Below are 26,412 nucleotides of genomic sequence, written 5' to 3'. Positions count from 1 at the left end.
GTCAGCGGTCAGCGGTCGGTGGTCAGCGGTCGGTGGTCAGCGGTCGGCGGGGGCGGAGCCGGCGGCAGGCCGGTCAGCGGTGAGCCCGCCCAGTTCCGATCCGTCGTCCGCCGCCTTCGGCCAGGTGCGCAGCGCCGGAAGCGCCGCCACGGCGGCCAGCAGGCGCAGCGCACCGGCGATGATCCAGGGCGCCGCGAGCCCGAGGGACGAGGCGGCGATCAGCCCGCCGAGCAGCGCCCCCACCGGCTGCGCTCCCCAGGAGACCATCAGCCCGACGCTGCTCACCCGCCCGACCAACCCGCTCGGCACGGTGCGCTGCCGTACCGAGGCCGACGCGACGTTCCACAGGGACGCGCCGCAGGAACTGACGGTCGAGAGCGCCGCCATGCTGACCAGGTCCACGGCGAGAAACGCCACGCCCAGCATCGCCGTAGGTGTGGCGAAGATGGTGGCGGTGGCGACCGCGCGCCCACCGAACCGGGCTATGATCCGGCCGCTGACCAGGCTGCCCAGCACGCCGCCGACCGCCATGGCGCCGAGCAGGACGCCGTACCCGGCCTCGTCCAGGCCAAGCCGGTCGCGGGCGAAGAGCACAAGCGTCGAGACGGTCATGAAGTTCGCCAGGTTCGCCACGCCGGCCAGCAGCGTCAGCGTCCGGAGCAGGCGGTGCCGGGCGAGCCACCGGACCCCCTCCCGGATGTCGCCAATCGGTGACCAGCGCGTGCCCGAGACCTGCCGGGTGCGCACCCGCAGGCGGGTCACCAGGGCCACGGAGACAGCGAACGTGGCGGCGTCGAGCCACAGCGGTAGCGCCGCGGAGACCGAGAACAGCAGCGCTCCGATCGGCGGACCGAGGAAGAGCTTCACCGTGAACAATGAGGCGTTCTGCTGACCGTTGGCCACCTCCAATCGGCGCGGCGGCACCACTGCCGGAACGAGTTTCTGCACCGCGACCTTCGCGAACGTTTCCGCGGTGCCCAACGCGAACGCCACCGCGTAGAGCACCGCCATCGTCCCGGCTCCCGCCATCGACACGACGGCCAACGTGCCGACCAGCAGCGCCTGGCACACCTCCACAATGATCAGCGACCGCCGCCCGTCGACACGGTCCGCGATGGCACCGGCGGGCAGCGCGGTGAGGAGCCACGGCAGCGTTCCCCACGCGGTGATCCCCGCGATCAGCCGCGGATCGCTGGTCATGGTCGCGGCCAGCAGTGGCAGTACCGCGACGAACACACCATCGCCCAGACCGGAGACGGTCGAGGCAGTCCACAACAGACGCCAATCCCGATTCACCCGGCGAGCATGCGGTCGGCGCTTCGCGGCAGCTACGATTCAGCCTCCGCTAAACCGCCGAGGGCGCAGCATGAAGATCGAGATTAGGCTGACCGGCGCCGAGCTGGCCCGGGTGCGCTTCGCGATCTCGCCGGTGTACGAGACGGTGATGGCGCTGGCGGCCCTGATCCGTCCCGGCGTACCCGCGGTGCACCTGCCCTGGACGCGCTGGGCCAGGCCACGGCTGGCAACCGTCGAGCATCTTCCCCTGCTCGAGGCGCTGGTCAGCCACGACCAGGTCAAGCCGGGCTTCCTGCTGCCCGCTCCCGCCTCCCGGATGCCCGACCTGGCGACCGAACTCCGCCGGATCCGGGCCACCCCACCCGCCCGCGCGCGGATCGACACGTCCCGCCTGACCTCGCGGCGGGCGAGGCAGTTCCAGGCCGACCCCCGCGCCGAGCTGCCACTGGTGGTGGCCGCGTTACGGCACTGCCACGAGCTGATCGTCGCGCCGCACTGGGAGCGCATCGTCCGGCTCCTGGACGCCGACATCGCCCAGCGTGCCGGGGCGCTCGCCACCGGCGGGTTCGAGAGCCTCTTCACCGACCTGCACCCCGATGTCGAATGGGATGGCGAACAGCTCGTCATCCATCCCCACCGCACCGAGCGGACGGCGGTGAGCGTACGCGGGCACGGGCTGGTCCTCTGCCCGAGCATCTTCTGCTGGCCGCGGGTCACGGCGGCCACCCGGCCCGTCGCGGTCGGCACCCTCCGCTACCCCGCTCGCGGCGTCGCGACGTTATGGGAAGCCGCCCGGCCGGCACCGCACGCCCTGGCCAAGCTCATGGGCCGCACCCGCGCCGCGATCCTCATCCAACTGACCAGCCCGCAAACCACGAGCGGCCTCGCGGCCCGCCTCGGAGTCACCGCCGCGGCGGTGTCCCAGCACCTGACGGTGCTCCGGGAGGCCGGTCTCGTTGCCACCCGTCGCGACGGCCGCACCACCCTGCACCTGCGCACCGCCCGGGCGGACACCCTCGTCGGCCCGGAACCGACGATGTAGTCAGGAGACCGGATGCGGGCCGGGAATCTCCGTGGCCCGGGTGATCACATGGTCGATCAACCCGTACCCGAGGGCCTCCTCGGCGGTGAACCAGCGGTCCCGGTCGGAGTCCCGCTCGATCTCCTCCACCGTGTGTCCGCTGTGCCGGGCCAGCAACTCGTTCGTCGTCCGCTTCACGTGCAGCATGTTCTCGGCCTGGATGGCGATGTCCGCCGCCGTGCCGCCGATGCCGCCGGACAACTGGTGCATCATGATCCGGGTGTGCGGCAGAGCGTACCGCTTACCGGCGGTGCCACAGCTCAACAGGAACTGCCCCATCGACGCGGCGAACCCGAGGGCCAGCGTGGCGATGTCGTTCTTGACGAACTGCATGGTGTCGTAGACGGCCATGCCGGCGCTGATCGACCCGCCCGGAGAGTTGATGTAGAGCGTGATGTCCCGATCCGGGTCGGCCGCGGCCAGCAGCAGGATCTGCGCGCAGATCGTGTTGGCGGACTGGTCGGTCACCTCCTCACCGAGGAAGACGATCCGCTCCTTGAGCAGCCGATCGAAAACCTGGTCGTTGAAGGACGACGGGGCCTCCGCCCGCATCCATACCGTCATCGGTCTGCCTCATCTCCGTGCTGTCCGGCCGGGGAGCCGGTCGCGCCCCGAGTTCCCGGTCGGTCCAGCGTCGCCGCCGGGCCGGCGGTTCGCACGCGATTCTGCCCTGAGCAGTTCTGCTGCCGGCAGAAAAGCCCCCGGAAACGTCGGGAGCCGGACGGCGGTGCACCGCGTCATAGCCACATGCGAAGCCTCGTTGCCCGCGCGGCGCTTGTCGCCGCCGCTCTGACGATCACCGGCCTGACCTCGGCCGCCTGCGCACGGCCCGACACGCTCGCCGCCCCGGTCGCCTCCGTGCCCGCCCCCGATCCGCTGACCGGACGCACCTTCTGGTCCGTCGACGTCACCGAATCGGGCTCCCCCAGGGCCATGGCGCCGAACACGCGGGTCGAGCTGCACTTCGCTCCGGACGGCACGCTACGGGCGTCGGCCGGCTGCAACCAGCTCAGCGGGTCCGTCCGGCTGACCGGCAACCGGCTGACCGTTCCCGAGATGTCCGGCACCGACATGGGCTGCGACCAGGCGCGGATGGCCCAGGACCAGTGGCTCATCCGGTTCCTCGGCGACGGGCCGACCTGGCAGGTCGCCGGGGACCAGTTGACGCTCGACGGCAGTGTCACCCGGATCCGGTTCACCGACCGCGAGGTTGCCGACCCGGACCGGCCGCTGACCGGCACGACCTGGACCGTCGACACGATCGTCGACGGTGAAACCGCCTCGTCGCTGCCGGCCGGCGCCCGAGCCCACCTCACGGTGTCCACGGACGGCCGGCTCACCGGCTCGACGGGCTGCAATGAGATCGGTGGCACGGCCGACGTGCGGGCGGACACCATCGTGGTCACCGGCCTTACGGCGACCGAACGGGCGTGTGACGGCCCGGCCGGGTCGCTGGAGTCCGCCGTCCTCGCCGTCCTCAGCGGTACCGTCAACCACCGGGTCGACGGGCGCTTCCTGACGCTAACCCAACCGTCCGGCGACGGCCTGCGCCTGGTAGCGGGCGGCTGACCGCGTCACGGGCCCGACTCTGCCCGGCCCGCTGAACCGGCCGCCGGACCGGACCGGCGCGTCGCCCCCGCAGAACACCACCGACCGGCTCGCGGTGGCGATCCGACGACGATCGTCGGACCGTCGGCCGGGATACGACCGGCGGGCGTACGACCGACGGCCGGCACGCGACTCGACGAGCCGGACGCGGAGGTACGACCGCTCGGGCGGCCGCGGACGGTCATCGTGATCGCCGAACCCGATGATCCGGAAGGTGAGCGGGGGTGCACCGGCGACCGGGACGTCACCCGCGACGGCCGGCCCGAACCCGATCCGGTGCGCCCCGCCGGCAGACGACTCCGGCGAGCCGACACCGGCGACCAGCGGGGCTGGCGTACCGACCCGGGGGAAGTTCGGCGGGTGCGGGACCGCGCCACCGAGCATGACCGGTCCGCGCTCCCGGCGGTCGGCCCGGAGGCCGGCCGACGAACCGGCGGTAACCTGGTCCCGACCCGGCTGTCCCGGCACGAGTCCCGGACGGCCGAACCTCGCCGCCGGGCGCCGACCGGGCGACTCCAGCCGGAACAGCTCGTCCCGCACCTCGTCGAGCAGGTCCGCCAGGCGCATCCCCAGCGCCCGGCAGATCGCCCCGAGCACCTCGGACGACGGCTCCTTGCGACCACGCTCCAGCTCGGACAGATAGGGCAGCGACACCCCGGCCGCCCGGGAGACGTCGCGCAGCGTCCGGCCCTGGCGCTGCCGGATCCGGCGCAGCACCGCGCCGATCAACCGGCGCAGCAGCGGGGCCGGTGACTCGGCGGCGGATCGTGTCGGGAGCACCTGGCGGCTGCCGGAGCCGGCCGGTGCCGGCGTCCGCGCGCCGCGCTTCGGGTTCGCGGTCATGCGGTCAGCCTAACCGTGATCGACCGGCCGGGCGGTCCGCGACCAGCCCGTTCGCTACCGGTGAACGGCGTGCTCCCGCTCGCGCACCAGCGCCACGGCCTCGTCCAGCCGACCCTTCTCGGCCGTCGAGAGGTTCGGGTTGATCCGCCGCCGCCGCGCCGCCTCGGCGAGGTGCCCGCCCGGTCCGGTCGGCGAGCCGGCGAGATACGCGGTGAGCAGCGCGTCGGCGATCTCGGTCACCCGGGCCTTCGTCGACCCGATGACGGGCGGGACCAGTGAGCCGGAGAGGTCGACGGCGACCTCGGCGAGGATCAGCGCGCTCACCGCCACGTCCAGCTCCGGCGGCCCCGCCTCGGCATTGCGCCAGTCGATCAGAACCGCCCCGTGCGCGCCGAGCATGATGTTCTCGGGGTGCAGGTCCAGATGCAGCAGGCGGACGGCCGGGTCGCCGGACGACCGCGGTGGCGGGATCCGGTGCAGGGCCGTCTGCGCGTCGACGATCAGCCGCGCCGCGGTCGGCACGTCCGTCCGCCCGCTGAACAGTGCCTGCGCCAGCGTGGGCCCGTCGAGGCGTTCGAGCACCAGGTCCGTGCCGTCGGCGCCGTACACGAGCGGGACGGCGACCCCGTGGGCGGCGGCGTGACGCATCACCTCGGCCTCGCCCCGGACGTCACCGCCGCGCCGGTAACGACGCAGCACCCGCCGATCGTCAAGTGCGAAGACGTCCGCGTCGCGCCCCCGGGCCAGCAGCTCCAGCTCCCCCACCCGACCGAGGGTACGGGTCGAAGTCGAGCCTCGACGGCCACCGCCGCCGGGTCGGGCGCGGGCGCGGCAGCTCGAACGACCTTCCGTTACCTACCGGCGCGGGCCAGTTCGTCGTCCAACTCGTCCACCTGGTCGGCCGTGAAGGATGGTCGGTTGCCCTCGCGCAGGTCCGCGTTGGGCCGGACCACCCAGTAGGCCAGCCCGATCCACAGCGCGCAGAGCAGGAACGAGCCCAGCGCGTCGGTGGGGTGGTGCATCCCCCGGTACAGCCGGGAGATGGTCACCCCGAGCGGCATGACCACGGCGAGCGTCAGGAAGGCCCAGCGCCACCAACGACCGGAGCGGGGCACCACCACGATCGCGATCGCCGTCCAGACGCACAGCGTGGCGGCGATGTGCCCGGACGGGAACGATGACGTGGGCAGCGCACCGTCCAGTTGCTCCACGGGAGGCCGCTGCCGGCCGACCGCCTTGGCGGTGGCCAGGAACAGGGTGATCTCACCGGCCATCGCCAGCGCCACGAACAGCACCGGACGCCACCGGCGCCACACGGCCAGCAGCAGGACGCAGGCGACCAGCCCGATGATGATGATCGCCCCGGTGTTGCCGAACTCGCTCCACCACCAGCTCACGCTTGTCCAGTCCCGGGTGCGTTCCTCGGCCAGCTCCTGCGGCACCCGGTCGATCGTCTCCAGGAAGGTGCCCTTGGCGTGCTGGATGACGAACAGGCCGAAGCCGTACAGCGTGCCGAACACCAACACCCAACCGACCACCAGTTCGGCGACCTTGGACCGGGGATGCGGGAACACCCGCTCCTCGGCCGGGGCGGGCGCGATCTCCTGCCCGGCCTCGGGCTCCAGTCCCTCGGCCAGCGGCCGGGTGGGACGCTGGCCCCGCTCCCGGCGCCACAGCCGGAAGGCGTACGCGCTGATCGTCAACCAGGCCGTGCCGAGCAGCCAGGCACCCAGCACATCCGAGACGTAGTGCACGGAGAGGGCGACCCTGGTGAAGCCGATGACCGCCACCAGCACGGCCGTGATCCAGATCGCCGCTTTGCGCCAGCCCCGCTGCATGGCCGGGAGGAAGACCAGCAGGATCGCGCCGAACGCCACGAAGGAGCCGAGTGAGTGCCCGCTCGGGAAGCTGTTGCCGGGGACCGTGGCCACCGGGTCCTCGACGACCGGCCGGAGCCGGCCGACCGCCGCCTTGAGGGTCGGGTTGAGGATCAGGCCACCGATCCCGGTGATGATCAGATAGACGGCCAGCCGGGGCTGCCGGCGGATCAGCAGGGCGACCGCGGCGATGCCGACCAACCCCGCCAGCACCGCGGTGGCGCCGAGGTCGGTGACCACCTTCAGCGTCTCGACAAGCACCGGGTACGGCGATACCAGTTGGTTGAACCAGTCGGCGACCGCGATGTCGGCCCGGCGCAACGGCCCCCACTCCGCGTGGACGAGCGTCAGCAGCAGGCCGAACCCCACTCCCGCCCCGACGATCACCAGCAGGCCGACGAGGCTCCGCTCGGCGAAGTGGCCGACCGGCCCGCGTACCAGATTGGGGAGCCTGCCCGCCCCACCCCGGTCGGTTTCCGACCGCGGTGACCGTCGACCCGGCTCGGTGCTTGCGCCCACCGGTGCCCACCTTTCGTCCGCGACCGCGGGCGCGCAACCCGGCTCACTCCTCGCGCTCACCCGCAGCGGCTCCTGCTCGTCTGGGCCAGCGCAATACCCCGATGCGAGCGCCCGTACACCGGTGTGCGGTTTGTCCGGGTCTACAGGGCGGTCATCTCGCCGGTGTCCATGTCCTCCCGGCGCTCCGAGTCCGGCCGCCAGAGATCGGGCTGGGCCGGCTCCGGCGCGCCCACCCGCAGCGCCTCCAACTGGGCGGCGAACGCCAGCCCGCCGAACAGCGCCATGCCGGTCAGGTTGGCCCACAGCAGCAGCGCCATCATCCCGGTCAACTGCCCGTACGTCTGGCCGAACTGGTCGGAGAACCGCACGTAACCGGCAAGCATCAGGCTGGCCACCCACCACAGGACGGTGCCCAGCGCGGCACCGAACAGCACCCAGGACAGTCCGGGTTGCTTGCGCCGGGGCGCGTGCCGGAACAGCACGGCCACCGCGAAGACGGTCAGGGCCAGGCTCAGCGGCCAGCGCACCAGGGCCCAGGTGGCGTTCGCCGCGGTGCCCCACTCGTAGTGCCGCTGCACCGCCTCGCCCAGCGGGGTGCCGGCCACCAGGATGAGGAATCCGATGAGGGCGGGCAGACCGGCGCAGACGGCGAGCACCGCGGCGCGCAGGTACTTCCAGTGCACCGGCCGGTCCCGCTCCACCCCGTAGATCCGGTTGGCGCCCCGTTCGATCTGGGCCATCGTGGTGGTCAGCGCCACCAGCCCGGTGATCAGGCCCAGCACCAGGGCCACCTCGCCGGCGTCGTCGCCCTGGTTCTCCAGCAGTTCCCGGACCATCTGGGCGCTGGCGCCCGGCGTGATGGCCACCACGGTCTCGGCGATCACCTTGCCGCCCCGGCGCGCCCCGATCTGACCGACCAGCCCGGTGAGGGCGATCAGGAACGGCACCACGGCGAGGCAGAGCTGCAGGGCGAGCGCCCGGGAGTGGCTGAACCCGTCGCCGTACCGGAACCGGATGAACGCGTCCCGCAGCAGGTGCCACCCGCCGTGCCGGCGCAGGGTGTGCCAGGCGTCGTCGGCGGTGAGTTCGTTCTCCGCCATCAGGCGGGTCTCGGGGACGATCCGGGTGCTGCTCATCGCCCGCTCCGCGCAATCACCGCCGGGACCTGGCTAGCCAACGGAACTCTCAGTCACGATGCGCCTCCTCGACGAACCGCTCGCCGCGTTCGGCCACCGCGTCGGCGTCCACCGAGATGTCCGGCGCCTCCTCGGGACGTGGCACGCAGAGCCAGAGCGCCTCGGGCCGGACCCGCACGTTCAGCGTGCGGCCCGGATCGATCACGTCGCCGTCGAGTTCGCGCGGCTGCGCCCGGGTGCTCCGGATCTCTACCCGCCGCCCGCGCAGCACCTGCATCCGGGGCACCCGCTCGCGGCGTCGCGCCACCGCCCAGCCGAGCGCCACCCAGTGGCCGATGGTCCGCGGGGACAGCACCGCGATGTCGAGCAGGCCGTCGTCCGGCTCGGCGTCTGCCAGCAACCGCAGCCCGCCCTGCAACCGGCCCACGTTGGCCACCAGCACCGATTTGGCCCGGCGGCGCACCGGCGGGCCGTCGTCGATCTTGATGGTCAGCCGCATCGGCCGGTCGCGCAGGTGCCGGGCCGCCCCCATCACGTACGCCGGCCAGCCGATCCGCCGCTTGGTGGTCTCCGAGGTGTCGGCCAGCATCTTGGCGTCGAAGCCCATGCCGGCCATCACGGTGAAGTACTGGCCGTCCAGCTCACCCACGTCGAGTTGACGCTTGCCGCGCTCGATCGCCACCTGGATGCCGGCGGCGAGGTCGTCGGACAGGCCGAGATTCGCGGCCAGCAGGTTGCCCGTGCCGCTGGGCAGCACCGCGAGCGCCACGTCCGTGCCGACCAGCGAGTTGACGCAGGACAGCACCGTACCGTCGCCGCCGCAGGCGAACACCACCTCCGCGCCCGCCTCGATCGCCTGCCGGGTCTGGCCCTTTCCGGGGTCCTCGACCGTGGTCTCGTACCACAGCGGCTCCGCCCATCCGGCCGCCGTCAGCGCGTCCGTCACGGTGCCCCGCAACTCGTCCAGGTCGGTCACCTTGGCCGGGTTGACCACCACGGCCGAGCAGGTGCCGGCATTGCCGTCGCGTTCGCCTCGGGACTCCACGGCCGCCAGTGTGCAGCACGGCAACGATCCCGGCGACCCCGGACGCCGTGACGTTTCGCGCAGCCGATCCGCGTTTCAGAACCGGGAGGAGGCAAGGATGGTCGATTATTCGCCCATATCGGTTCTGGAAGACAGGTGTGGCGTAAAAGGGCGGGGCCGGCTCGCGCCGGCCCCGCCCACCCGAGGGAGGAAAGTCTCGGTTCTCAGCCGGTGACCAGACTCAGCCCGTACGCGGCGAGGATCTCGTTGACGGGCTGGAAGAACGTGGTGCCGCCGGAGGTGCAGTTGCCGGACCCGCCGGAGGTGACGCCCTGCGCCTGGTTCCCGGTCAGCCAGGAGCCGCCCGAGTCACCGGGCTCGGCGCAGGCGCTGGTCCGGGTCATCCCGGACACGGCGCCCTCGGCGTAGTTGACGGTCTCGTTCTTGGACTGGATGGTGCCGCAGTGCCAGCCGGTGGTCGAGCCGGACCGGCACACCGAGGAGCCGACCGCCGATTCGGCCGAGCCGGAGACGGTGACCACGCCGCCGGCGTAGTCGTTCACGTGCGGCTGCGGCGTCCAGGAACCGTTCGTCGCCACCCAGGCGTAGTCGTTGCCCGGGAACGAGGAGCCCTGGAACGTGCCCTGGGCCACCCCGTTGGAACCCTCGGTCGACTGGCCGACGGTGCCGCAGTGGCCCGCGGTGACGAACCCGCCGGAGACCGCGAATCCGACGGAGCAGCGACCGACCGGGGTGTGGTACGCGTCGCCGCCGCGAATGTCGTACAACGGTCGGGGTGCCTCGGCGGCGGTCTCGACCCGTACCACGTCAGCGGGCAGGCCGCTGGCGGTGGCGAACTCCTTGGCCGCCGTGGCGCCGGCCGGGGTGGCGCGGACCACGACGGCGTTGTCGGCCACGTCGACGTGCCAGCCCGTGATCGACCGGGACGCCTTGGTGGCGTTCGCGTCCAAGGTGTCCTTGAGCTTGGTCAACTGGTTCTCGCCGCGGGCGACCAGGGTCGGCTCCGCTCCGGCGGCGCGGACCTCCGAGGCGGCCTTCTCGTCTGTCACGGCGACCATCACCGTGTCCCCGCCGGCCAGCCAGGCGCCGCCGAACCGGTCGCCGAGCGCGGCCCGCAGTGACCGCTCCGCGGTCGCGGCACGGGCGTCGGCGCTCAGTCGGGCCCGGGCGGCGTCCTCGTCCAGGCCGAGGTCCCGTTGCATGGCCTGGAGCAGATCCGGCGACACCTGGTCGGTCGCGGGGGCGGGGGTGGGTGGGGGTGCCGCGGTGACCGCCTGGGGTGCGGTGGCCACCAGGCCCGCCGCGAGCGCTGTGGCGGCCGCGGCGGACGCGAGTCGGTTGAGCATGCACAGTCCCTTCATCGGGGGTAGACCACGCCCGATGAGGATGAAAGGCCACCTTCGGGCGCCGCCGGGGACGAAACCCACGCTAAATGTGACACCCGTCAAGCGATACATATCGACTACGTCATAACGTCTCGTCGATCTGACCCCCCGACGCCGCCCCGGCCAGCGGCAACAGCACCCGGAACCGGGTGTCTCCCGGCACCGACTCGACCCGGAAACGCAGCGGCGGCCGGTTGTCCGACGTCGGCCGGAACAGCCCGGCATACTGGCGCAATGCAATCGCTCGCGGACACTGTGCGGAGCTTCGACCGCGGTCGCCGCCGGTTGTCGGTGGCCGGCGCCACCTGCGTGGGCAGCCGGTACCCGGCCAACTTCGACGTCCTGCACATCGACCCCGAGCTGCCGTTCCTGGCCGTGGCGGACGGAATGGGCGGCGGGCGGGGCAGCACCGTGGCCGGGGCCACCGCGATGACGACTCTCGTCGACCAGATCCGGGGGATCGGCGCGGCGGCCGGTCCGGACGAGCTACGCACCGCCGTGGCGGACACCCAGGATCAGGTGACCCGGGCCGGGGCCGAGCTGGGCGAGCTGACCGGATGCACCCTGACCGCGCTGCTCGCCGGGCCGACCGGCCGGGACGCGTGGATCGTGCAGCTCGGCGACTCGCGGGCGTACCGGCTGCGCGGCGGGCTGCTGGAACTGCTCACCGTCGATCACACCACCGCCTGGCTGGGCCTGGTGCACGGCTGGTACGCGGCCGACTCGGCCGAGGCGGCGGCGGCCCGCTACCAGCTCACCCGGTACGTGGGTCATCCGGAACAGCCGGAACCGGATCTGCTGCGCGTCTCCCTGCTGCCGGGCGACGTCTACTGCCTGTGCACCGACGGCATCACCGATCAGCTCGACTACCACCGGCTGCGGCGGCTGTTGAGCCGGGACGCCGACCTCGACGAGATCGCCCGCCAGCTCACCGCCGACACGATCGCCGTCGGTGGCGCGGACAACGCGACGGTGGCCCTGCTCCGCGTCACCGCCCAACCCCCAGCCCACCGCGCCCGCCCACCCTCCCCACCCTCCCCCTCCCCACCCCACCCTCCCCGCCGATCTAGGGCAGATGGTCGTGAATAGAGATCAATTCACGACCATCTGCCCTAGATCGCGGGGGGCGGGGGGTGGCGTGGCAGACTCTGATCCCGTGATGCTCTATGACTGCCGGTCGGCGGCCGAACGGGACCGCGGGATCGCCGCCGCGATCGAGGCGGTCCGCAACGGCGAACTGGTGGTGCTGCCCACCGAGACCGTGTACGGGATCGGGGCCGACGCCTTCACCCCGTACGCGGTGAAGGCCCTTCAGGACGCGAAGGGTCGCGGCCGGAACGTGCCGCCGCCGGTGTTGATCGGGTCCCGGCACACCCTGGACGGCCTGGTGTTCTCGCTGCCGATGACGGCCCGGGACCTGGTCGACGCGTTCTGGCCGGGTCCGCTGACCATCGTGGTCGAGCACTCGCCGAGCCTGCAGTGGGATCTGGGTGACCTGCAGGGGACGGTGGCGGTGCGGATGCCGCTGCATCCGGTGGCGCTGGAGGTGCTGCGGGAGACGGGCCCGATGGCCGTGTCGTCGGCGAACAAGCACGGCCAGCCCGCGGCGCTCACCGCCGAGCAGGCCCGTGACCAGCTCGGGTACGCGGTACGCGCCTACCTGGAGGCCGGGCCGTGTCCAGATTCGCTGCCCAGCACGATCGTGGACGTGACGGGCGAGAAGCCGCGGGTGCTGCGCCAGGGTGCGCTGTCACTGGAGCGACTCTGCGACGTGATCCCGGACATCATCCCGCAGGAGGCGTGAGTGCCGCCGTTCACCGTCCTGCACGTCTGCATGGGAAACATCTGCCGGTCGCCGATGGCCGAGCGGCTGCTCGTCCTCGCGGTGCGGGAGCGGCTGGCGCGGTCGCGCGGCGGGGACGTGCCGGCCGGCCTCGCCGACGAGCTGTTGCACAGTCACAGCGCGGGCACCGGCGGCTGGCACGCCGGCGAGGGGATGAACCCGCCGGCCGCCCGGCAGGTCCGGTCGCGCGGTGGTGACGTCGAGGGGTTCGCGGCCCGCCGGCTGCGCTCGGACCAGATCGACGCAGCCGACCTGGTCCTCACCGCGACCGCCGATCAGCACGAGTACGTGCTGGCGCTGCGCCCCGACGCGGCCGACCGGACGTTCGTGCTCGGCGAGTTCGGCCGGCTGCTGCCGATGCTCGACCTGTCGACCCTGCCGGCGGCGGATGCCACCGCCGAGGCCGTCTACGCTCGCGGGGTGGCCCTGGTCGAGGCCGCGAACACGGCCCGACGGGGGACCAACGCGCAGCCCGGGGACGACCTGGACGATCCGTGGGGGCGGGGCGATCAGTGCTTCAGCCGGGTGGCGGACGAGATTGAGGAGACCGTCCAACCGCTGGCCGCCACCTTGCTTCCCTAACTAACTAGCTCCCCGGCCTCCCGTTCCGCCACGATCTTGCGGTTTGGGTTGACCTTTCGTACCTTTTACGGCTTTTGTCGGCGCCAAAAGTTCAAGATCGCGGAGAGTAGTGATGGGGAGGGTTGGGGGGCTCGCCTGCTCGTGGGGGCTTGACCCCATTGGGGGTGTTTCGCGGGTAACCCTCACAATAATGCCGTAATCGGCAATCCTGAAGCGCATCAGCCCAACCCGATGCGCGAGGTGCCCCGATGGTCCGATCCAAGCTCTCGGTCGCCGCCACGGTCGTCCTGTCCGGTGTGCTGGGCGGTCTGCTCCTCGCGGCCGTCATGCTCCCCGTCCACCTGGTCGCCGGCTGGGGTCTCGCCACCGTCACCCGGCCGTACGCGGACCTGCCCGCGAATCTCGACACGCCGTCCAACCCGCAGCGCTCCTACCTGTACGCCAACGACGGCCGGACGTTGATTACCACCTACTTCGCCGAGAACCGGCAGGACGTCCCGCTCCAGGCGGTGGCCCCGATCATGCGACACGCCATGGTGGCGGCCGAGGACACCCGCTTCTACCAGCATCGTGGGGTGGACCTGCGCGGCGTGGTCCGGGCCTTCGTGGCCAACCGGGTGGGCGGTGAGACCCGGCAGGGGGCCTCCACGCTGACCATGCAATACGTGCGGAACGTGCGGAAGACCGACCCCTCGCTCACCGAGGCGGAGCGGGCCGCGGCCACCGAGACGAGCGTCGGCCGCAAGGTCCAGGAGATGCGGTACGCGCTGGCGCTGGAGCGCGAGCTCGGCAAGGACGAGATCCTCAGCCGGTACCTGAACATCGCCTACTTCGGCGCCGGCGCATACGGGGTCTCCGCCGCCGCCCAGCGGTACTTCAGCAAGCCCGCCGCGGCTCTGAACCTGCCCGAGGCGGCGCTGCTCGCCGGCCTGGTCCAGTCGCCGGAGCAGTACGACCCGATCAACGGTGACGCGACCGCGGCCCTGCCCCGCCGGACGTACGTGCTGGACCAACTCGTCGAGCTGGGCATCATCTCCCCCGCCGAGCGGAAACGCGCCGCGGTGGCGCCGCTGGGACTGCGCCCGAGTCCCATGCCGGGCAACTGTGTCTCACCGACCGGCGACGACTGGGGATTCTTCTGCGACTACGTGGCGCGGTGGTGGGAACAGCAGCCCGCCTTCGGGTCCACGGTCAACGACCGGCGTAACGCGTTGCGCCGGGGCGGCTACCGCATCGTCAGCTCGCTCGATCTCGACGTCCAGTCCGCCGCGGTGCGACAGGTGACAGGCATCTACGGCTATGCCAGCCCGCGCGCGGCGCCGCTCGCGGTGGTGCAGCCGGGGACCGGCCGGGTGCTCGCCATGGCGGTGAACCGGCACTACGGGCTGACGGCCAATCCGCCCGGTCAGGTCAACTATCCGAACACCATGAACCAGCTCGTGGCCGGGGGCGGGGACATCGTGGGCTACCAGGCCGGCTCCACCTTCAAACTGTTCACACTGCTGGCCGCGCTGGAGGCCGGGATGCCGCTGAACAGTCCGTACAACGCCCCGGCCAAGCTGCTCACCCGCTATCCGGTGGACGGGCCCGCGAGCTGCGGCGGGCTCTGGTGTCCGCAGAACGCCAGTCCCGAGACGCAGAGCGGGTTACGCAACATGTGGACCGCCTTCGGCCGGTCGGTCAACACCTACTTCGTCCACCTCCAGGAGACCGTCGGCGCGGAGCGGGTGGTGGAGATGGCCCAGCGGCTGGGCATCACCTTCCGGGCCGAGGACGACGCGCGGCTGGCGGTGGACGGTGCCCACCTGTGGGGTCCGTTCACCCTGGGCGTCTCCGCCACCACGCCGCTGGACCTGGCCAATGCCTACGCCACAGTGGCGGCCGAGGGGAGGTACTGCGCGCCGTCGCCGGTCACGTCGATCTGGGACGCGGCCGGCCGGCCGGTGCCGGCGGCGGACCCGGCCTGCCGGCAGGTGCTGCCGGCGGACACGGCACGGGCGGCGACCGACGCTGCCCGCTGCCCGGTGGGTGACCAGTCGGCCTTCAACCAGTGCGATGGCGGCACCGGCGGTCAGCTCCGGCAGGTCGTCCCCAACCGGCCGATCGCCGGCAAGACCGGCAGCAACGAGGGGTACGCGACGGAGACCGTGGTGGCGTACACCCCGCAGGTCGCGGTCGCCGGCATCGCCACCAATCCCGACAACCCGCGCGACGCGGTCGGCCGGGAGGTGCAGGCCCAGTTGACGGTGGCGGTCGGCCGGGTGATGGAGGAGGCGTTGCGTGGCAAGCCGGTCGCCGCCTTCGCCCCGCCGAGCCGCCGGCTCGCGCTGGGCGTGCCGTGAGACAGGGTCCACACGACTGGTGCCCCGCGCGGGAACGGCCCTTGGCCAAGCGTCCCGCGCGGGGACTGGCCCCCGGCTAGGAGGTCCATCCCTCCCGCTCGGCGCGCCGGGCGAGGTTGCGCGCCATCCCGCCGAAGATGACCGCGTGGAACGGCGTCAGGGCCGCCCAGTACGCGTGCCCGGCCAGGCCGCGCGGCACGAATACGGCGCGCTGCCGGTAGCGGCTGCCGGCCGTCCCGTCGTCCACCGCCCGCAGCTCCAGCCAGGCCGCGCCGGGCAGGCGCATCTCGGCCCGCAGCCGGAGCAGTTCGCCGGGGACGATCTCCTCCACCCGCCAGAAGTCGAGCGCCTCGCCGATAAGCAGCCGGTGCGGGTCTCGACGTCCCCGGCGCAGCCCCACCCCGCCGGCCGCGCGGTCCAGCCAACCCCGGACCGACCACGCCAGCGGGAACGAGTACCAGCCGTTGTCGCCGCCCACCCCCTCGACGACCCGCCACAGGTCGGCGCGGGAGGCGGCCACCCTTATCTCCCGGTCGTCGGTGTAGGCCGAGCCGCCGGACCAGTCCGGGTCGCTGGGCAGCGGTTCGGCCGCCGCGTCCAGGCCGCTCGCCGTCGACCACCGGGTTTCCACGTCGGCGTCGCGGACCCTGGCCAGGGCCAGCTCGACCGCCCGGTCGAAGCCGGTCAGGCCGTCGTCCGGGACGTACCGGGCGATGTCGTGTTCCCGCGCCACCGCCTCGTGGACCAGGCTTTCCACAAGCGGCCGGGCGATCGCGTTCGGCACCGGGGTGACCACACCCACCCAGTGCGACGACAGGCTCGGGCTGAGGACCCGGGTGGGCAGCACGAGCCGCCGCCGCAGGCCGGCCACCGCGGCGTACCGGTGCATCATCTCGGCGAAGGTGAGCACGTCGGGTCCGGCGATGTCGAAGCCGCGGTTCACCTCGACCGGCAGGGTGGCGCAGCCGACCAGGTAACGCAGCACGTCCCGGACGGCGATCGGCTGGATCCGGTTGTGTACCCAACGAGGGGTGATCATGACCGGCAGCCGCTCGGTGAGGTAGCGGAGCATCTCGAAGGACGCCGAGCCGGAGCCGATGATCACCGCGGCTCGGAGCACGGCGGTGGGTACGCCGCTCGCCAGGAGGATCCGGCCGACCTCGGCCCGGGAGCGCAGGTGCGGCGAGACCGGTCCGTCGCCGGCCGCCGGCTCCGGGCCACCGAGATAGACGATCCGGCGTACGCCGGCGGCCCGCGCAGCCTCGGCCACGTTCGTCGCGGCCGCCCGGTCCGCCGCTTCGAACCCGTGCTGACCGAGCGAGTGCACCAGGTAGTACGCCACGTCCACGTCGGCGAACGCGGCGGGCAACGTCCCCGGCGCGCCGAGATCACCCTCGACGATCTCCACGTTGCCGGCCCACGGCGCGTCCCGCAGTCGGCGGGGGTCCCGGCTCAGGCAGCGCACCTCGTGACCGGCGGCGAGCAGGCGGGGGACCAGCCGGCCGCCGATGTATCCGGTGGCGCCGGTGACCAGGCATCTCATGATCCCCATCGTGCCGCCTCCTAGACTTGTCCGCTGAGCGACCGGTCGTGCCCACGGTCGGGTCGCTCGCCCGACCGCGACGAGGGGACCGCCCATGACCGACCTGACAACCGCGCCGGCCGGCGCGACCGGCACCTTCTGGGGGCCGGATTTCGGGGCGTTGCGGGCGACCGACCCGGAGATCGCGACGGTGGTGCTCGGCGAACTGGACCGGCTGCGGGGCGGCCTCCAGTTGATCGCCAGCGAGAACCTCACCTCGCCGGCCGTGCTCGCCGCGCTCGGCTCGACCCTGAGCAACAAGTACGCCGAGGGATATCCGGGTCGCCGGTACTACGGTGGTTGCGCCGAGGTGGACCGGGCTGAGGAGATCGCCATCGCCCGGGCCAAGGACCTGTTCGGCGCCGAGCACGCCAACGTGCAGCCGCACTCCGGGGCCAGTGCCAACCTCGCCGCGTACGCGGCCCTGGTCCAGCCGGGGGACACGGTGCTGGCCATGGAGCTGCCGCACGGCGGGCACCTCACCCACGGCAGCAAGGTCAATTTCTCGGGCAAGTGGTTCGCCACGGTCGGCTACCCGGTCCGCCGGGACACCGAAATGATCGACTACGACGAGGTGCGTGATCTCGCCCTCGCCCACCAGCCAAAGATGATCATCTGTGGCGCGACGGCGTACCCCCGGCTGATCGACTTCGCCCGGTTCCGCGAGATCGCCGACGAGGTCAACGCGTACCTGATGGTGGACGCCGCCCACTTCGTCGGCCTGGTGGCCGGGAAGGCCATCCCGTCCCCGGTGCCGCACGCCGACGTCGTCTGCTTCACCACCCACAAGGTGCTGCGCGGCCCGCGCGGCGGCATGATCCTCTGCCGGGAGGGGCTGGCCCAACGGATCGACAAGGCGGTCTTCCCGTTCACCCAGGGCGGCCCGTTGATGCACTCCATCGCCGCCAAGGCGGTCGCGCTGCGGGAGGCCGCGACGCCCGAGTTTCAGACGTACGCGGGCCAGGTGATCCGCAACGCGCAGGCGCTCGCCGACGGGCTGGCCGCCGAGGGGATGCGGCCGGTGTCCGGCGGCACCGACACCCACCTGGCCCTGCTCGACCTGCGCGACCTCGGCATCACCGGGCGGGACGCGGAGGCGCGGTGCGACGCCGCCGGCATCACCCTGAACAAGAACGCCATCCCGTACGACCCGCAGAAGCCGATGGTCGCCTCCGGCATCCGGGTCGGTACGCCGAGCGTGACCACGCAGGGCATGACAGAGGCGCAGATGCGACGGATCGCCGGCCTGATCGCGGCGGCCATCCGGGTCGACCCGGCCGAACCCGGCGGCACCGAGGCGCTGACCCGGCTCGCCGGTGAGGTCACCGAGCTGGTGCGCGAGTTCCCGGCGTACCCCCATGACTGAGCCCGCGGCCGGTCCGGCCGCCACGACCGCGGCCGACGACGGCCGGTGGCGGATCCGGCACCTGCCGGTCCTCATCGGGGTGTCCGGGGTGCTTGTGGTGCTCGCCGCGATCGCGGGTGGGCTGGTCGCCGGGGTGCACGGAGCGATCGGCGCGGCCACCGGCGTCTCTCTGGTCACCGTCGGTTATGTCCTGTCCACGCTCGTGGTGGCCTGGGCCGACTCGGTGCACCCCCGGTTGGTGCTGCCGTTCGGGCTGGGGGTCTACGGCGCCAAGATTGTCCTGTTCGGCGCGGTCACGATCGCGCTGGCCGCCCAGGACTGGGCCGGGTTCAGGCCGTTCCTCATGGGGATCGCCGTCGGGGCGGTGGGCTGGACCGGTGCCCACATCTGGTGGATCAGCACGGTGCACGCCCGCGGTCGCTGACGGCGCGGAAAGCCTCTTCGGCGCCCCGAGTCGGGTCGGCGCGGCCCACGCCACGGCGACCCGCGTCGGGTCGGCGCGGCCCACGCCACGGCGACCCGCGTCGGGTCGGCGTGGCCCACGCCACATCGAAACTGTCAGTGATGGGTCATTGCGCCCCCGCCGAAGCGGAGTAGCGTGCCAGGTTACGAACTTCGCCTCCCGGAGCGCCCACACGACTGAGTTGTGCGGGGGGTGAGGCACAGCCTCATCTGCCCGGCTGATATCGTTCGGCCCGTCATGACCGGTGACCAAGCCCCCCAGCCTTCCGGCAATCCGGGACCTCCGGACGCCGGCGCGGGCTGGACGGCGCTCGCGTACCTCATCGGGGGTCTCGCGGTGTGGGGGTTCATCGGTTGGTTGGTCGACCAGTGGCTCGACACCGGCGGCATCGCCACCGGAGTCGGCATCGTGCTCGGCGCGGCCGGGGGCGTCTATCTGGTCATCCGCCGGCTTGGCACGCCTACCTGAGGGAAGGGACGCGGTGATCGGACAGTCGGTCGTTCTCGCGCAGAACGAACTACCGTTTCCGCCGAGTGTGGAAGACTTCTTCCTGCCGAGCATCGTGCCGTGGGGCGCGCACAACTCGTACTGGTTCACCAAGGTCACCGCACTGGTCTGGGTGAGTGTCGGGCTGCTCATCATCTTCTTCCTGGCCAGCTACCGGAAGCCGCAGTTGGTGCCGACCAGGAAGCAGTGGATCGCCGAGTCGATCTACGGGTTCGTGCGGAACAACATCGCGGTGGACATGATCGGCCACCGCGGCGTCAACTTCGCGCCGTACTTCACGACGTTGTTCTGCTTCATCCTGATGAACAACCTGTGGCAGATCATCCCCGGCGTGCAGCTCTCCCCGAACTCGCACATCGCGTTCCCGGCGTTCCTGGCGATCATCAGCTACGTCATGTTCATCTGGGTCGGCATCCGGCACCACGGCTTCGGCAAGTTCATGAAGCACTCGCTGATGCCGCCGGCGCCCTGGTTCATGCAGCCGCTGCTGATCCCGATCGAGCTGTTCTCGACGTTCATCGCCCGGCCGGTGTCGCTGGCGCTGCGGCTGTTCGCGAACATGTTCGCCGGCCACATCATCCTGCTGGTCTTCACGCTGGGCGGATTCCTGCTGCTCAACTCCTCAAGCCTGTTCCTGAAGCCGGTCTCGCTGCTGTCCTGGGCGGTCTCCATCGCGCTGACCTTCCTGGAAGCGCTTGTCGTCGTCCTGCAGGCATACATCTTCGTCGTGCTGAGCGCCAGCTACGTGCAGGGCGCCCTCGCCGAGGAGCACTGACCCACAACCGCACAACCCGTTGTCGTCCCGCGTGAACAGCTCACGCGAGATACCCAGGAGGAATCCGAGAAATGAACCTCGCGGAAGTTAACATCGTCGGAAACCTGAGCGCCATCGGCTACGGCCTGGCCGCCATCGGGCCCGGCATCGGTGTGGGCCTGATCTTCGCCGCCTACATCCAGTCGACCGCCCGGCAGCCGGAGTCGTCCCGGATGACCCTGCCGTACGTGTGGATCGGCTTCGCCGTGGTCGAACTGCTGGCCCTGCTGGGTATCGCGTTCGGTTACGCCTTCACGGTCCCCTCCTGATCGAAACCTTCTCGAACCGGAGGTTGGCATGCTGCTGAATCTCGCCGCGGAGGGCGGCACCGAGCACAACCCGATCGTGCCGATCTGGCAGGAGATCGTGGTCGGGCTGGTCGCCTTCGGCCTGCTCGCCTACCTGCTGATGAAGCACGTCTTCCCGCGCATGGAACAGACGTTCCAGGCCCGGGTGGATGCCATCGAGGGTGGCATCAAGCGCGCCGAGACCGCCCAGGCGGAGGCGAACAAGCTGCTCGAGCAGTACAAGGCCCAGCTCGCCGAGGCCCGCACCGAGGCTGCCAAGATCCGGGACGACGCCCGGGTCGACGCCGAGGGCATCCGGTCCGACGTGCTGGCCAAGGCCCGCGAGGAGTCGGATCGGATCATCGCGGCCGGCAAGGAGCAGCTCGCCGCCGAGCGGCAGACAATCGTCCGCGAGCTGCGGGCGGAGGTCGGCACGGTGGCGGTCGACCTGGCCAGCAAGATCGTTGGTGAGTCGCTTGCCGACGAGGCCCGCCGCCGCAACACCGTCGAGCGGTTCCTCGCCGACCTGGAGACCGCGGGTACCGGCAACGGCACCCCGGCCGGGGCCCGCTGATGCAGGCCGCCAGCCGGGAGTCGTACGCCGCCGCGGCGGAACGGCTCAACGCGTACGCGCGGGAGGCCGACGCCTCGGCGGTGGCGACCGCCGGTGACGAGGTCCTCGCCGTAGCCGGGCTGCTGCGCCAGCAGCCGAGACTGCGCCGGGCACTGTCGGATCCGGCGCGTTCCGGTGGCGACCGTTCGGGCCTGGCCGGCAGCGTGCTGTCCGGCAAGATCGGTGCGGACGCCGCCAAGCTGGTCACCCAGCTCGTCTCGGGCCGGTGGTCGGCGGCGTCCGAGCTACTGGAGGCCACCGAGCGACTCGGCGTGGAGGCGCTGCTGGCCAGCGCCGAGCGGGCCGGGGACCTCGGCGAGGTCGAGGACGAGCTGTTCCGGTTCGGTCAGGTGGTCTCCGGTGACCCGGGGCTGGCCAGCGCGCTGTCCGACTCGGTCGCACCCCCGGCCCAGCGGGCCGAACTGGTCCGCGCGCTGCTGGCGGGGAAGGCCAGGCCGGTCACCGTCCGGCTCGCCGAGGTGGCGCTGGCCGGGTTCGGCGGGCGTTCCTTCGAGGGTGCGCTGACCCGGCTCGTCGAATTGACCGCCGACCGGCGGGACCGCCAGGTGGCGTACGTGACGGTCGCCGCCCCGCTGACCGAGCAGGAAGAGCAACGGCTGGGCGCCAAGCTCTCCGAGCTATACGGTCGGGAGGTAAGCGTCAAGCAGACGGTCGACCCGGAGATCCTCGGCGGCCTGAGCGTCCGGGTCGGCGCCGACCTGTACGACGGCACGATCCTGCGCCGGCTCACCGACACCAGAAACGCGCTGGCCAAGCGCTGAACACCCGGAGGCGCCTCGGCGCCGCTACAGCTAGGGGGCGCCCCGGCGCCGCAACACCCGCGGGCGCCCCGGCGCCGCACACCGTGACGCGCTCGCCAGGCGCCGACAAAGACATCCACGCCGTTCCGGCTAGACCGGGCCTGAATAGAGGAAGCAGAGGATGGCCGAGCTGACCATCTCGACGGAGGAGATCCGCGGCGCCCTTGAGCGCTACGTCTCGTCCTACTCGCCCGACGTCTCCCGCGAGGAGGTCGGCACCGTCGCCGACGCCGGCGACGGCATCGCACACGTCGAGGGCCTGCCCTCGACCATGACCAACGAGCTGCTGGAGTTCGAGGACGGCACGCTCGGCGTGGCGTTGAACCTGGACATCCGGGAGATCGGCGTCGTCATCCTCGGCGACTTCGGTGGCATCGAGGAGGGCCAGCGGGTCAAGCGGACCGGCCGGGTGCTCTCGGTGCCGGTCGGTGACGCCTTCCTGGGCCGCGTGGTCAACGCGGTCGGCGAGCCGATCGACGGCCTCGGGGACATCGATAACGAGGGCTACCGGGAGCTGGAGCTCCAGGCGCCGAACGTGATGGCCCGGCAGTCGGTCTCCGAGCCGCTGCAGACCGGCATCAAGGCGATCGACGCCATGACGCCGATCGGCCGGGGTCAGCGACAGCTGATCATCGGTGACCGGCAGACCGGCAAGACCACGGTCGCGGTCGACACGATCATCAACCAGCTCGACAACTGGCGCTCCGGCGACCCGGTTAAGCAGGTCCGCTGCATCTACGTGGCCATCGGGCAGAAGGCCTCCACCATCGCCTCGATCAAGGGCGTGCTGGAGGACGCCGGCGCGATGGAGTACACCACAATCGTCGCCTCGCCCGCGTCCGACCCGGCCGGCTTCAAGTACCTCGCGCCGTACACCGGCTCGTCCATCGGGCAGCACTGGATGTACGGCGGCAAGCACGTCCTGATCGTCTTCGACGACCTGAGCAAGCAGGCCGAGGCGTACCGGGCCGTGTCCCTGCTGCTGCGCCGTCCGCCGGGCCGTGAGGCGTACCCCGGTGACGTCTTCTACCTGCACTCCCGGCTGCTGGAGCGGTGCGCGAAGCTCTCCGACGAGATGGGTGCCGGGTCGATGACCGGGCTGCCGATCATCGAGACCAAGGGCAACGACATCTCGGCGTTCATCCCGACGAACGTCATCTCGATCACCGACGGCCAGATCTTCCTCGAGACCGACCTGTTCAACCAGGGCGTCCGGCCGGCGATCAACGTCGGCACCTCGGTCTCCCGGGTCGGTGGCGCCGCGCAGGTGAAGCCGATGCGCAAGGTCGCCGGCTCGCTGCGGCTGAACCTGGCCCAGTACCGCGAGCTGGAGGCGTTCGCCGCCTTCGCCTCCGACCTGGACAAGGCGTCCCGCGCCCAGCTGGACCGGGGCGTCCGGCTGGTCGAGCTGCTCAAGCAGGCGAACTACTCGCCGTACCCGGTGTCGCATGAGGTCGTCTCGGTGTGGGCCGGCACCGAGGGCAAGCTTGACGACATCCCGGTGGGCGAGGTCCGCCGGTTCGAGTCCGAGTTCCTCGAGTACCTGCGGCACAAGCACGAGGGCGTGCTGGCCGCGATCGCCGACAACACGTGGGACGACGACACCATCTCGTCGCTCGACGCCGCGATCGCCCGGTTCAAGGAGATGTTCCTCGGTAAGGAGGACGAGCGCCAGATCAACGAGGCGCCGGCCAAGCCGCTGGAGGGCGAGCAGTCCCGGGAGACGGTGACCCGGTTCCGCGACGGCACGACGGACCGTCCCGTGGAGGCGGACAACCGCCCGGCCGACGAGCAGTAAGGCGGATCATGGCGGCCCAGGTACGCGTTCTTCGGGGGCGGATTCGCGCCGCGAAGGGCATGAAGAAGATCACCAAGGCGATGGAGCTGGTGGCGACGAGCCGGATCGCCAAGGCCCAGGCCCGGGTGGCGGCATCCCTGCCGTACGCCCAGGCGATCACCGGCGTGCTCACCGCGCTGGCGTCGAACGCGCGGATCGACCACCCGCTGCTCACCCCGCGGGAGCGGATCCGGCGGGCCGGCGTGCTGCTGATCACGGCGGACCGTGGCCTGGCCGGCGCCTACAGCTCCAACGCGATCAAGACCGCTGAGTCGCTGATGGCGCGGCTCAAGGCGGACGGCAAGGAGCCGGTGCTGTACGTGATCGGCCGCAAGGGCGTCACGTTCTACCGGTTCCGCAACCGGCCGATCGAGGCGAGCTGGACGGGCTTCTCGGAGCAGCCGGAGTTCGTCAACGCCCGTGAGGTCGGCGAGACCCTGATCAAGGCGTTCACCGCCGGGGCGGACGACGTCGATGGTGATCCGGGGCCGGACGGCATCCGGGGGGTGGACGAGTTGCACATCGTCTCCACCGAGTTCAAGTCGCTGATGAACCAGACGCCGGTGGCCCGGATCCTCGGTCCCATGGAGGTCGAGGAGCGACCGCGCTCCGAGGCCAAGGGACTGCTCCCGGCGTACGAGTTCGAACCGGAGGCGGAGGTGCTACTCGACGCGCTGCTGCCGAAGTACATCAACACGCGGATCTACGCGGCGTTGGTGGAGTCGGCGGCGAGCGAGTCGGCGGCCCGGCGGCGGGCCATGAAGAGCGCCACCGACAACGCCGAAGAGATGGTCGAGAAGTACACGCGTGAGATGAACTCGGCCCGCCAGGCCGGAATCACCCAGGAGATCAGCGAGATCGTCGGCGGCGCGAACGCGCTCGCCGCGTCGGGAAGTGAAGTGTGATGACTGTATCCGCAACCGCTGGCGGACCAGCGGAGACCAAGACGGCCACGGGTCGCGTGGTCCGGGTCATCGGCCCGGTCGTCGACGCCGAGTTCCCGCGCGACGCCATGCCGGACCTGTTCAACGCCCTGCATGTGGACGTGTCGCTGTCCGGCGGCGAGAAGACGCTGACCCTGGAGGTCGCCCAGCACCTGGGTGACAACATGGTCCGGGCCATCTCGATGCAGCCGACGGACGGCCTGGTGCGCGGCGTCGAGGTGCGGGACACCGGTTCGCCGATCACCGTCCCGGTGGGTGACGCGGTGAAGGGCCACGTCTTCAACGCCATCGGCGAGTGCCTCAACCTGCGTGAGGGGGAGCGGCTGGAGGTCTCCGACCGGTGGGGCATCCACCGGAAGGCGCCGGCCTTCGCCGACCTGGAGCCGAAGACCGAGATGCTGGAGACCGGCATCAAGGTCATCGACCTGCTCGCCCCGTACGTCAAGGGCGGCAAGATCGGTCTGTTCGGCGGTGCCGGCGTGGGCAAGACGGTGCTCATCCAGGAGATGATCACCCGGGTCGCGAACAACTTCGGTGGTACGTCGGTGTTCGCCGGCGTGGGAGAGCGGACCCGCGAGGGCAACGACCTGATCGCCGAGATGACCGAGTCCGGCGTCATCGACAAGACGGCGCTTGTCTACGGCCAGATGGACGAGCCGCCGGGCACCCGGCTGCGGGTGGCGCTGAGCGCGCTGACCATGGCGGAGTACTTCCGCGACGTGCAGAAGCAGGAGGTGCTGCTCTTCATCGACAACATCTTCCGCTTCACCCAGGCCGGTTCGGAGGTGTCCACCCTGCTGGGCCGGATGCCGAGCGCCGTGGGCTACCAGCCCACCCTGGCCGACGAGATGGGCCAGTTGCAGGAGCGGATCACCTCGGTCCGGGGCCAGGCGATCACCTCGATGCAGGCGATCTACGTGCCCGCCGACGACTACACCGACCCGGCGCCGGCGACCACGTTCGCGCACCTGGACGCGACCACCAACCTGGAGCGGTCGATCTCCGACAAGGGCATCTACCCGGCGGTGGACCCGCTGGCGTCGTACTCCCGGATCCTCTCCGCGCAGTTCGTGGGCGCCGAGCACTTCGCGGTGGCCTCCGAGGTGAAGCGGATCCTGCAGCGCTACAAGGACCTGCAGGACATCATCGCCATCCTCGGTATCGAGGAACTCTCCGAGGAGGACAAGGTCACGGTGGGCCGGGCCCGCCGGATCGAGCGGTTCCTCTCGCAGAACACCTACGCGGCCGAGCAGTTCACCGGCGTACCGGGCTCGACGGTCCCGATCAAGGAGACCATCGAGGCGTTCAAGAAGATCAGCGAGGGCGAGTACGACCACTTCCCCGAGCAGGCGTTCTTCATGTGCGGTGGCCTGGAGGACCTGGAGCGCAAGGCCAAGGACCTGATGAAGGACTGAGGTCCGTAGTTGATCCACGGGAACCGCGTCGGCGTCGTGCCGGCGCGGTTTTCCGCTTTCCGGTCCGCACATTGAACGGAACGGGCCCCGCTCTCGTTGATCAGTACGACGGACGGGGTTCGGCACACCGCCGGGATCCGAGGTACTTTTCACTTCAGCTCAGCGCGGCCGGCAACGATCCGGACCGTTGTGCTCGTCCGGTACGT

General features: G+C 71.3%; 25 protein-coding genes and 1 pseudogene. 16 read left to right on the top strand and 10 right to left on the bottom strand.

Features of this window, described 5'->3' with window-relative positions; translation table 11 throughout:
- Positions 1-36 precede the first annotated feature (36 nt).
- A complete protein-coding gene (locus ACFQUZ_RS05760; protein ID WP_377438508.1) occupies positions 37-1,296 on the bottom strand; it encodes an MFS transporter in 1,260 nt (419 codons plus the stop codon).
- 70 nt (positions 1,297-1,366) lie between these two features.
- On the opposite strand from ACFQUZ_RS05760, the gene ACFQUZ_RS05755 reads away from it, so the two are divergent.
- Positions 1,367-2,338, top strand: a complete 972-nt coding sequence (locus tag ACFQUZ_RS05755) for a DUF5937 family protein (protein WP_377438507.1) — start codon at positions 1,367-1,369, stop codon at positions 2,336-2,338.
- Here the strand turns inward: ACFQUZ_RS05755 and ACFQUZ_RS05750 are convergent, their stop codons facing one another.
- Positions 2,339-2,941: an ATP-dependent Clp protease proteolytic subunit gene (locus ACFQUZ_RS05750; protein ID WP_377438505.1), complete on the bottom strand. Its 603-nt coding sequence runs from the start codon at positions 2,939-2,941 to the stop codon at positions 2,339-2,341. It abuts the gene before it with no gap.
- Between the two features lie 183 nt (positions 2,942-3,124).
- Here ACFQUZ_RS05750 and ACFQUZ_RS05745 point away from each other — a divergent pair, with 183 nt between their 5' ends.
- The gene (locus tag ACFQUZ_RS05745) at positions 3,125-3,946 is read left to right on the top strand and encodes an META domain-containing protein (protein WP_377438503.1); all 822 of its coding nucleotides are present in this window, start codon (positions 3,125-3,127) and stop codon (positions 3,944-3,946) included.
- 147 nt (positions 3,947-4,093) lie between these two features.
- Here ACFQUZ_RS05745 and ACFQUZ_RS05740 read toward each other — a convergent pair.
- The 7 genes and pseudogenes from ACFQUZ_RS05740 to ACFQUZ_RS05710 all read right to left on the bottom strand — a co-directional run.
- Positions 4,094-4,765, bottom strand: a pseudogene (locus tag ACFQUZ_RS05740) (helix-turn-helix domain-containing protein); the annotation flags it as partial.
- A gap of 117 nt (positions 4,766-4,882) precedes the next feature.
- Positions 4,883-5,593, bottom strand: coding sequence for a phosphotransferase (locus tag ACFQUZ_RS05735; protein WP_377438502.1), 711 nt, complete (start codon positions 5,591-5,593; stop codon positions 4,883-4,885).
- 86 nt (positions 5,594-5,679) lie between these two features.
- Positions 5,680-7,224 carry a phosphatase PAP2 family protein gene (locus ACFQUZ_RS05730; protein WP_377438499.1) on the bottom strand — a complete coding sequence of 515 codons (1,545 nt, stop codon included), beginning with the start codon at positions 7,222-7,224 and terminating at the stop codon, positions 5,680-5,682.
- A gap of 140 nt (positions 7,225-7,364) precedes the next feature.
- Positions 7,365-8,360: a YihY/virulence factor BrkB family protein gene (locus tag ACFQUZ_RS05725; RefSeq protein WP_377438497.1), complete on the bottom strand. Its 996-nt coding sequence runs from the start codon at positions 8,358-8,360 to the stop codon at positions 7,365-7,367.
- A 49-nt stretch (positions 8,361-8,409) separates the two neighbouring features.
- Positions 8,410-9,405, bottom strand: a complete 996-nt coding sequence (locus ACFQUZ_RS05720) for a diacylglycerol/lipid kinase family protein (RefSeq protein ID WP_377438495.1) — start codon at positions 9,403-9,405, stop codon at positions 8,410-8,412.
- Positions 9,406-9,608: 203 nt separating this feature from the next.
- Positions 9,609-10,751: a S1 family peptidase gene (locus ACFQUZ_RS05715; protein ID WP_377438493.1), complete on the bottom strand. Its 1,143-nt coding sequence runs from the start codon at positions 10,749-10,751 to the stop codon at positions 9,609-9,611.
- 121 nt (positions 10,752-10,872) lie between these two features.
- Complete coding sequence (locus tag ACFQUZ_RS05710; protein ID WP_377438491.1) at positions 10,873-11,025, bottom strand: hypothetical protein; 153 nt, start codon at positions 11,023-11,025, stop codon at positions 10,873-10,875.
- On the opposite strand from ACFQUZ_RS05710, the gene ACFQUZ_RS05705 reads away from it, so the two are divergent.
- The 4 genes from ACFQUZ_RS05705 to ACFQUZ_RS05690 all read left to right on the top strand — a co-directional run bounded on the left by ACFQUZ_RS05705 (position 11,025) and on the right by ACFQUZ_RS05690 (position 15,557).
- Positions 11,025-11,879, top strand: coding sequence for a PP2C family protein-serine/threonine phosphatase (locus ACFQUZ_RS05705; protein WP_377438489.1), 855 nt, complete (start codon positions 11,025-11,027; stop codon positions 11,877-11,879). The two genes, ACFQUZ_RS05710 and ACFQUZ_RS05705, sit on opposite strands and share 1 nt — an antisense overlap.
- Positions 11,880-11,949: 70 nt before the next feature.
- The gene (locus ACFQUZ_RS05700) at positions 11,950-12,594 is read left to right on the top strand and encodes an L-threonylcarbamoyladenylate synthase (RefSeq protein WP_377438487.1); all 645 of its coding nucleotides are present in this window, start codon (positions 11,950-11,952) and stop codon (positions 12,592-12,594) included.
- Entirely contained in the window at positions 12,595-13,215 is a 621-nt protein-coding gene (locus tag ACFQUZ_RS05695) for a phosphotyrosine protein phosphatase (RefSeq protein ID WP_377438485.1), read from the top strand.
- Between the two features lie 248 nt (positions 13,216-13,463).
- A complete protein-coding gene (locus ACFQUZ_RS05690; protein ID WP_377438483.1) occupies positions 13,464-15,557 on the top strand; it encodes a transglycosylase domain-containing protein in 2,094 nt (697 codons plus the stop codon).
- 76 nt (positions 15,558-15,633) lie between these two features.
- Here ACFQUZ_RS05690 and ACFQUZ_RS05685 read toward each other — a convergent pair whose 3' ends face one another.
- Entirely contained in the window at positions 15,634-17,100 is a 1,467-nt protein-coding gene (locus ACFQUZ_RS05685; protein ID WP_377438844.1) for an SDR family oxidoreductase, read from the bottom strand.
- Positions 17,101-17,194: 94 nt separating this feature from the next.
- Between ACFQUZ_RS05685 and glyA the strand changes: the two genes are divergently transcribed.
- The 10 genes from glyA (at position 17,195) to atpD (ending at position 26,206) form a co-directional block, all read left to right on the top strand.
- On the top strand, positions 17,195-18,505 hold the full coding sequence (gene glyA / locus ACFQUZ_RS05680; protein WP_377438481.1) for a serine hydroxymethyltransferase: 1,311 nt from the start codon (positions 17,195-17,197) through the stop codon (positions 18,503-18,505).
- The gene (locus ACFQUZ_RS05675) at positions 18,498-18,929 is read left to right on the top strand and encodes a hypothetical protein (protein ID WP_377438480.1); all 432 of its coding nucleotides are present in this window, start codon (positions 18,498-18,500) and stop codon (positions 18,927-18,929) included. Before glyA ends, ACFQUZ_RS05675 begins: the two co-directional genes overlap by 8 nt.
- Before the next feature lie 276 nt (positions 18,930-19,205).
- Entirely contained in the window at positions 19,206-19,436 is a 231-nt protein-coding gene (locus tag ACFQUZ_RS05670; RefSeq protein ID WP_377438477.1) for a hypothetical protein, read from the top strand.
- A gap of 13 nt (positions 19,437-19,449) precedes the next feature.
- Positions 19,450-20,250, top strand: coding sequence for a F0F1 ATP synthase subunit A (atpB, locus tag ACFQUZ_RS05665; RefSeq protein ID WP_377438474.1), 801 nt, complete (start codon positions 19,450-19,452; stop codon positions 20,248-20,250).
- Between the two features lie 71 nt (positions 20,251-20,321).
- Positions 20,322-20,558, top strand: coding sequence for a F0F1 ATP synthase subunit C (locus ACFQUZ_RS05660; RefSeq protein WP_377438471.1), 237 nt, complete (start codon positions 20,322-20,324; stop codon positions 20,556-20,558).
- Between the two features lie 28 nt (positions 20,559-20,586).
- Positions 20,587-21,150, top strand: a complete 564-nt coding sequence (locus ACFQUZ_RS05655) for a F0F1 ATP synthase subunit B (RefSeq protein WP_377438469.1) — start codon at positions 20,587-20,589, stop codon at positions 21,148-21,150.
- Complete coding sequence (locus ACFQUZ_RS05650) at positions 21,150-21,971, top strand: F0F1 ATP synthase subunit delta (protein WP_377438468.1); 822 nt, start codon at positions 21,150-21,152, stop codon at positions 21,969-21,971. The genes ACFQUZ_RS05655 and ACFQUZ_RS05650 overlap by 1 nt, the downstream gene beginning before the upstream one ends.
- Before the next feature lie 160 nt (positions 21,972-22,131).
- Complete coding sequence (atpA, locus tag ACFQUZ_RS05645) at positions 22,132-23,808, top strand: F0F1 ATP synthase subunit alpha (RefSeq protein WP_377438465.1); 1,677 nt, start codon at positions 22,132-22,134, stop codon at positions 23,806-23,808.
- An 8-nt stretch (positions 23,809-23,816) separates the two neighbouring features.
- Entirely contained in the window at positions 23,817-24,752 is a 936-nt protein-coding gene (locus tag ACFQUZ_RS05640) for a F0F1 ATP synthase subunit gamma (RefSeq protein WP_377438461.1), read from the top strand.
- Positions 24,752-26,206, top strand: a complete 1,455-nt coding sequence (atpD, locus tag ACFQUZ_RS05635; RefSeq protein ID WP_377438459.1) for a F0F1 ATP synthase subunit beta — start codon at positions 24,752-24,754, stop codon at positions 26,204-26,206. The genes ACFQUZ_RS05640 and atpD overlap by 1 nt, the downstream gene beginning before the upstream one ends.
- Positions 26,207-26,412 lie beyond the last annotated feature (206 nt).

Origin of the sequence: Plantactinospora sp. GCM10030261 (assembly GCF_042666615.1) — a bacterium.
Taxonomy (GTDB): Bacteria; Actinomycetota; Actinomycetes; order Mycobacteriales; family Micromonosporaceae; genus KBS50.
Note: the sequence above shows the minus strand (reverse complement) of the source record. Positions and strands in the feature narration are given on the sequence as shown.

What these genes read in the sequence shown, in the direction of transcription:
- ACFQUZ_RS05755 (WP_377438507.1), top strand. Translation starts at nt 1,367, where the DNA reads ATGAAGATCGAGATTAGGCTGACCGGCGCCGAGCTGGCCCGGGTGCGC.
- ACFQUZ_RS05750 (WP_377438505.1), bottom strand. Translation starts at nt 2,941, where the DNA reads ATGACGGTATGGATGCGGGCGGAGGCCCCGTCGTCCTTCAACGACCAG.
- ACFQUZ_RS05745 (WP_377438503.1), top strand. Translation starts at nt 3,125, where the DNA reads ATGCGAAGCCTCGTTGCCCGCGCGGCGCTTGTCGCCGCCGCTCTGACG.
- ACFQUZ_RS05725 (WP_377438497.1), bottom strand. Translation starts at nt 8,360, where the DNA reads ATGAGCAGCACCCGGATCGTCCCCGAGACCCGCCTGATGGCGGAGAAC.
- ACFQUZ_RS05715 (WP_377438493.1), bottom strand. Translation starts at nt 10,751, where the DNA reads ATGCTCAACCGACTCGCGTCCGCCGCGGCCGCCACAGCGCTCGCGGCG.
- ACFQUZ_RS05705 (WP_377438489.1), top strand. Translation starts at nt 11,025, where the DNA reads ATGCAATCGCTCGCGGACACTGTGCGGAGCTTCGACCGCGGTCGCCGC.
- ACFQUZ_RS05700 (WP_377438487.1), top strand. Translation starts at nt 11,950, where the DNA reads ATGCTCTATGACTGCCGGTCGGCGGCCGAACGGGACCGCGGGATCGCC.
- ACFQUZ_RS05690 (WP_377438483.1), top strand. Translation starts at nt 13,464, where the DNA reads ATGGTCCGATCCAAGCTCTCGGTCGCCGCCACGGTCGTCCTGTCCGGT.
- ACFQUZ_RS05685 (WP_377438844.1), bottom strand. Translation starts at nt 17,100, where the DNA reads ATGAGATGCCTGGTCACCGGCGCCACCGGATACATCGGCGGCCGGCTG.
- glyA (WP_377438481.1), top strand. Translation starts at nt 17,195, where the DNA reads ATGACCGACCTGACAACCGCGCCGGCCGGCGCGACCGGCACCTTCTGG.
- ACFQUZ_RS05675 (WP_377438480.1), top strand. Translation starts at nt 18,498, where the DNA reads ATGACTGAGCCCGCGGCCGGTCCGGCCGCCACGACCGCGGCCGACGAC.
- ACFQUZ_RS05670 (WP_377438477.1), top strand. Translation starts at nt 19,206, where the DNA reads ATGACCGGTGACCAAGCCCCCCAGCCTTCCGGCAATCCGGGACCTCCG.
- ACFQUZ_RS05660 (WP_377438471.1), top strand. Translation starts at nt 20,322, where the DNA reads ATGAACCTCGCGGAAGTTAACATCGTCGGAAACCTGAGCGCCATCGGC.
- ACFQUZ_RS05655 (WP_377438469.1), top strand. Translation starts at nt 20,587, where the DNA reads ATGCTGCTGAATCTCGCCGCGGAGGGCGGCACCGAGCACAACCCGATC.
- ACFQUZ_RS05650 (WP_377438468.1), top strand. Translation starts at nt 21,150, where the DNA reads ATGCAGGCCGCCAGCCGGGAGTCGTACGCCGCCGCGGCGGAACGGCTC.
- atpA (WP_377438465.1), top strand. Translation starts at nt 22,132, where the DNA reads ATGGCCGAGCTGACCATCTCGACGGAGGAGATCCGCGGCGCCCTTGAG.
- ACFQUZ_RS05640 (WP_377438461.1), top strand. Translation starts at nt 23,817, where the DNA reads ATGGCGGCCCAGGTACGCGTTCTTCGGGGGCGGATTCGCGCCGCGAAG.
- atpD (WP_377438459.1), top strand. Translation starts at nt 24,752, where the DNA reads ATGACTGTATCCGCAACCGCTGGCGGACCAGCGGAGACCAAGACGGCC.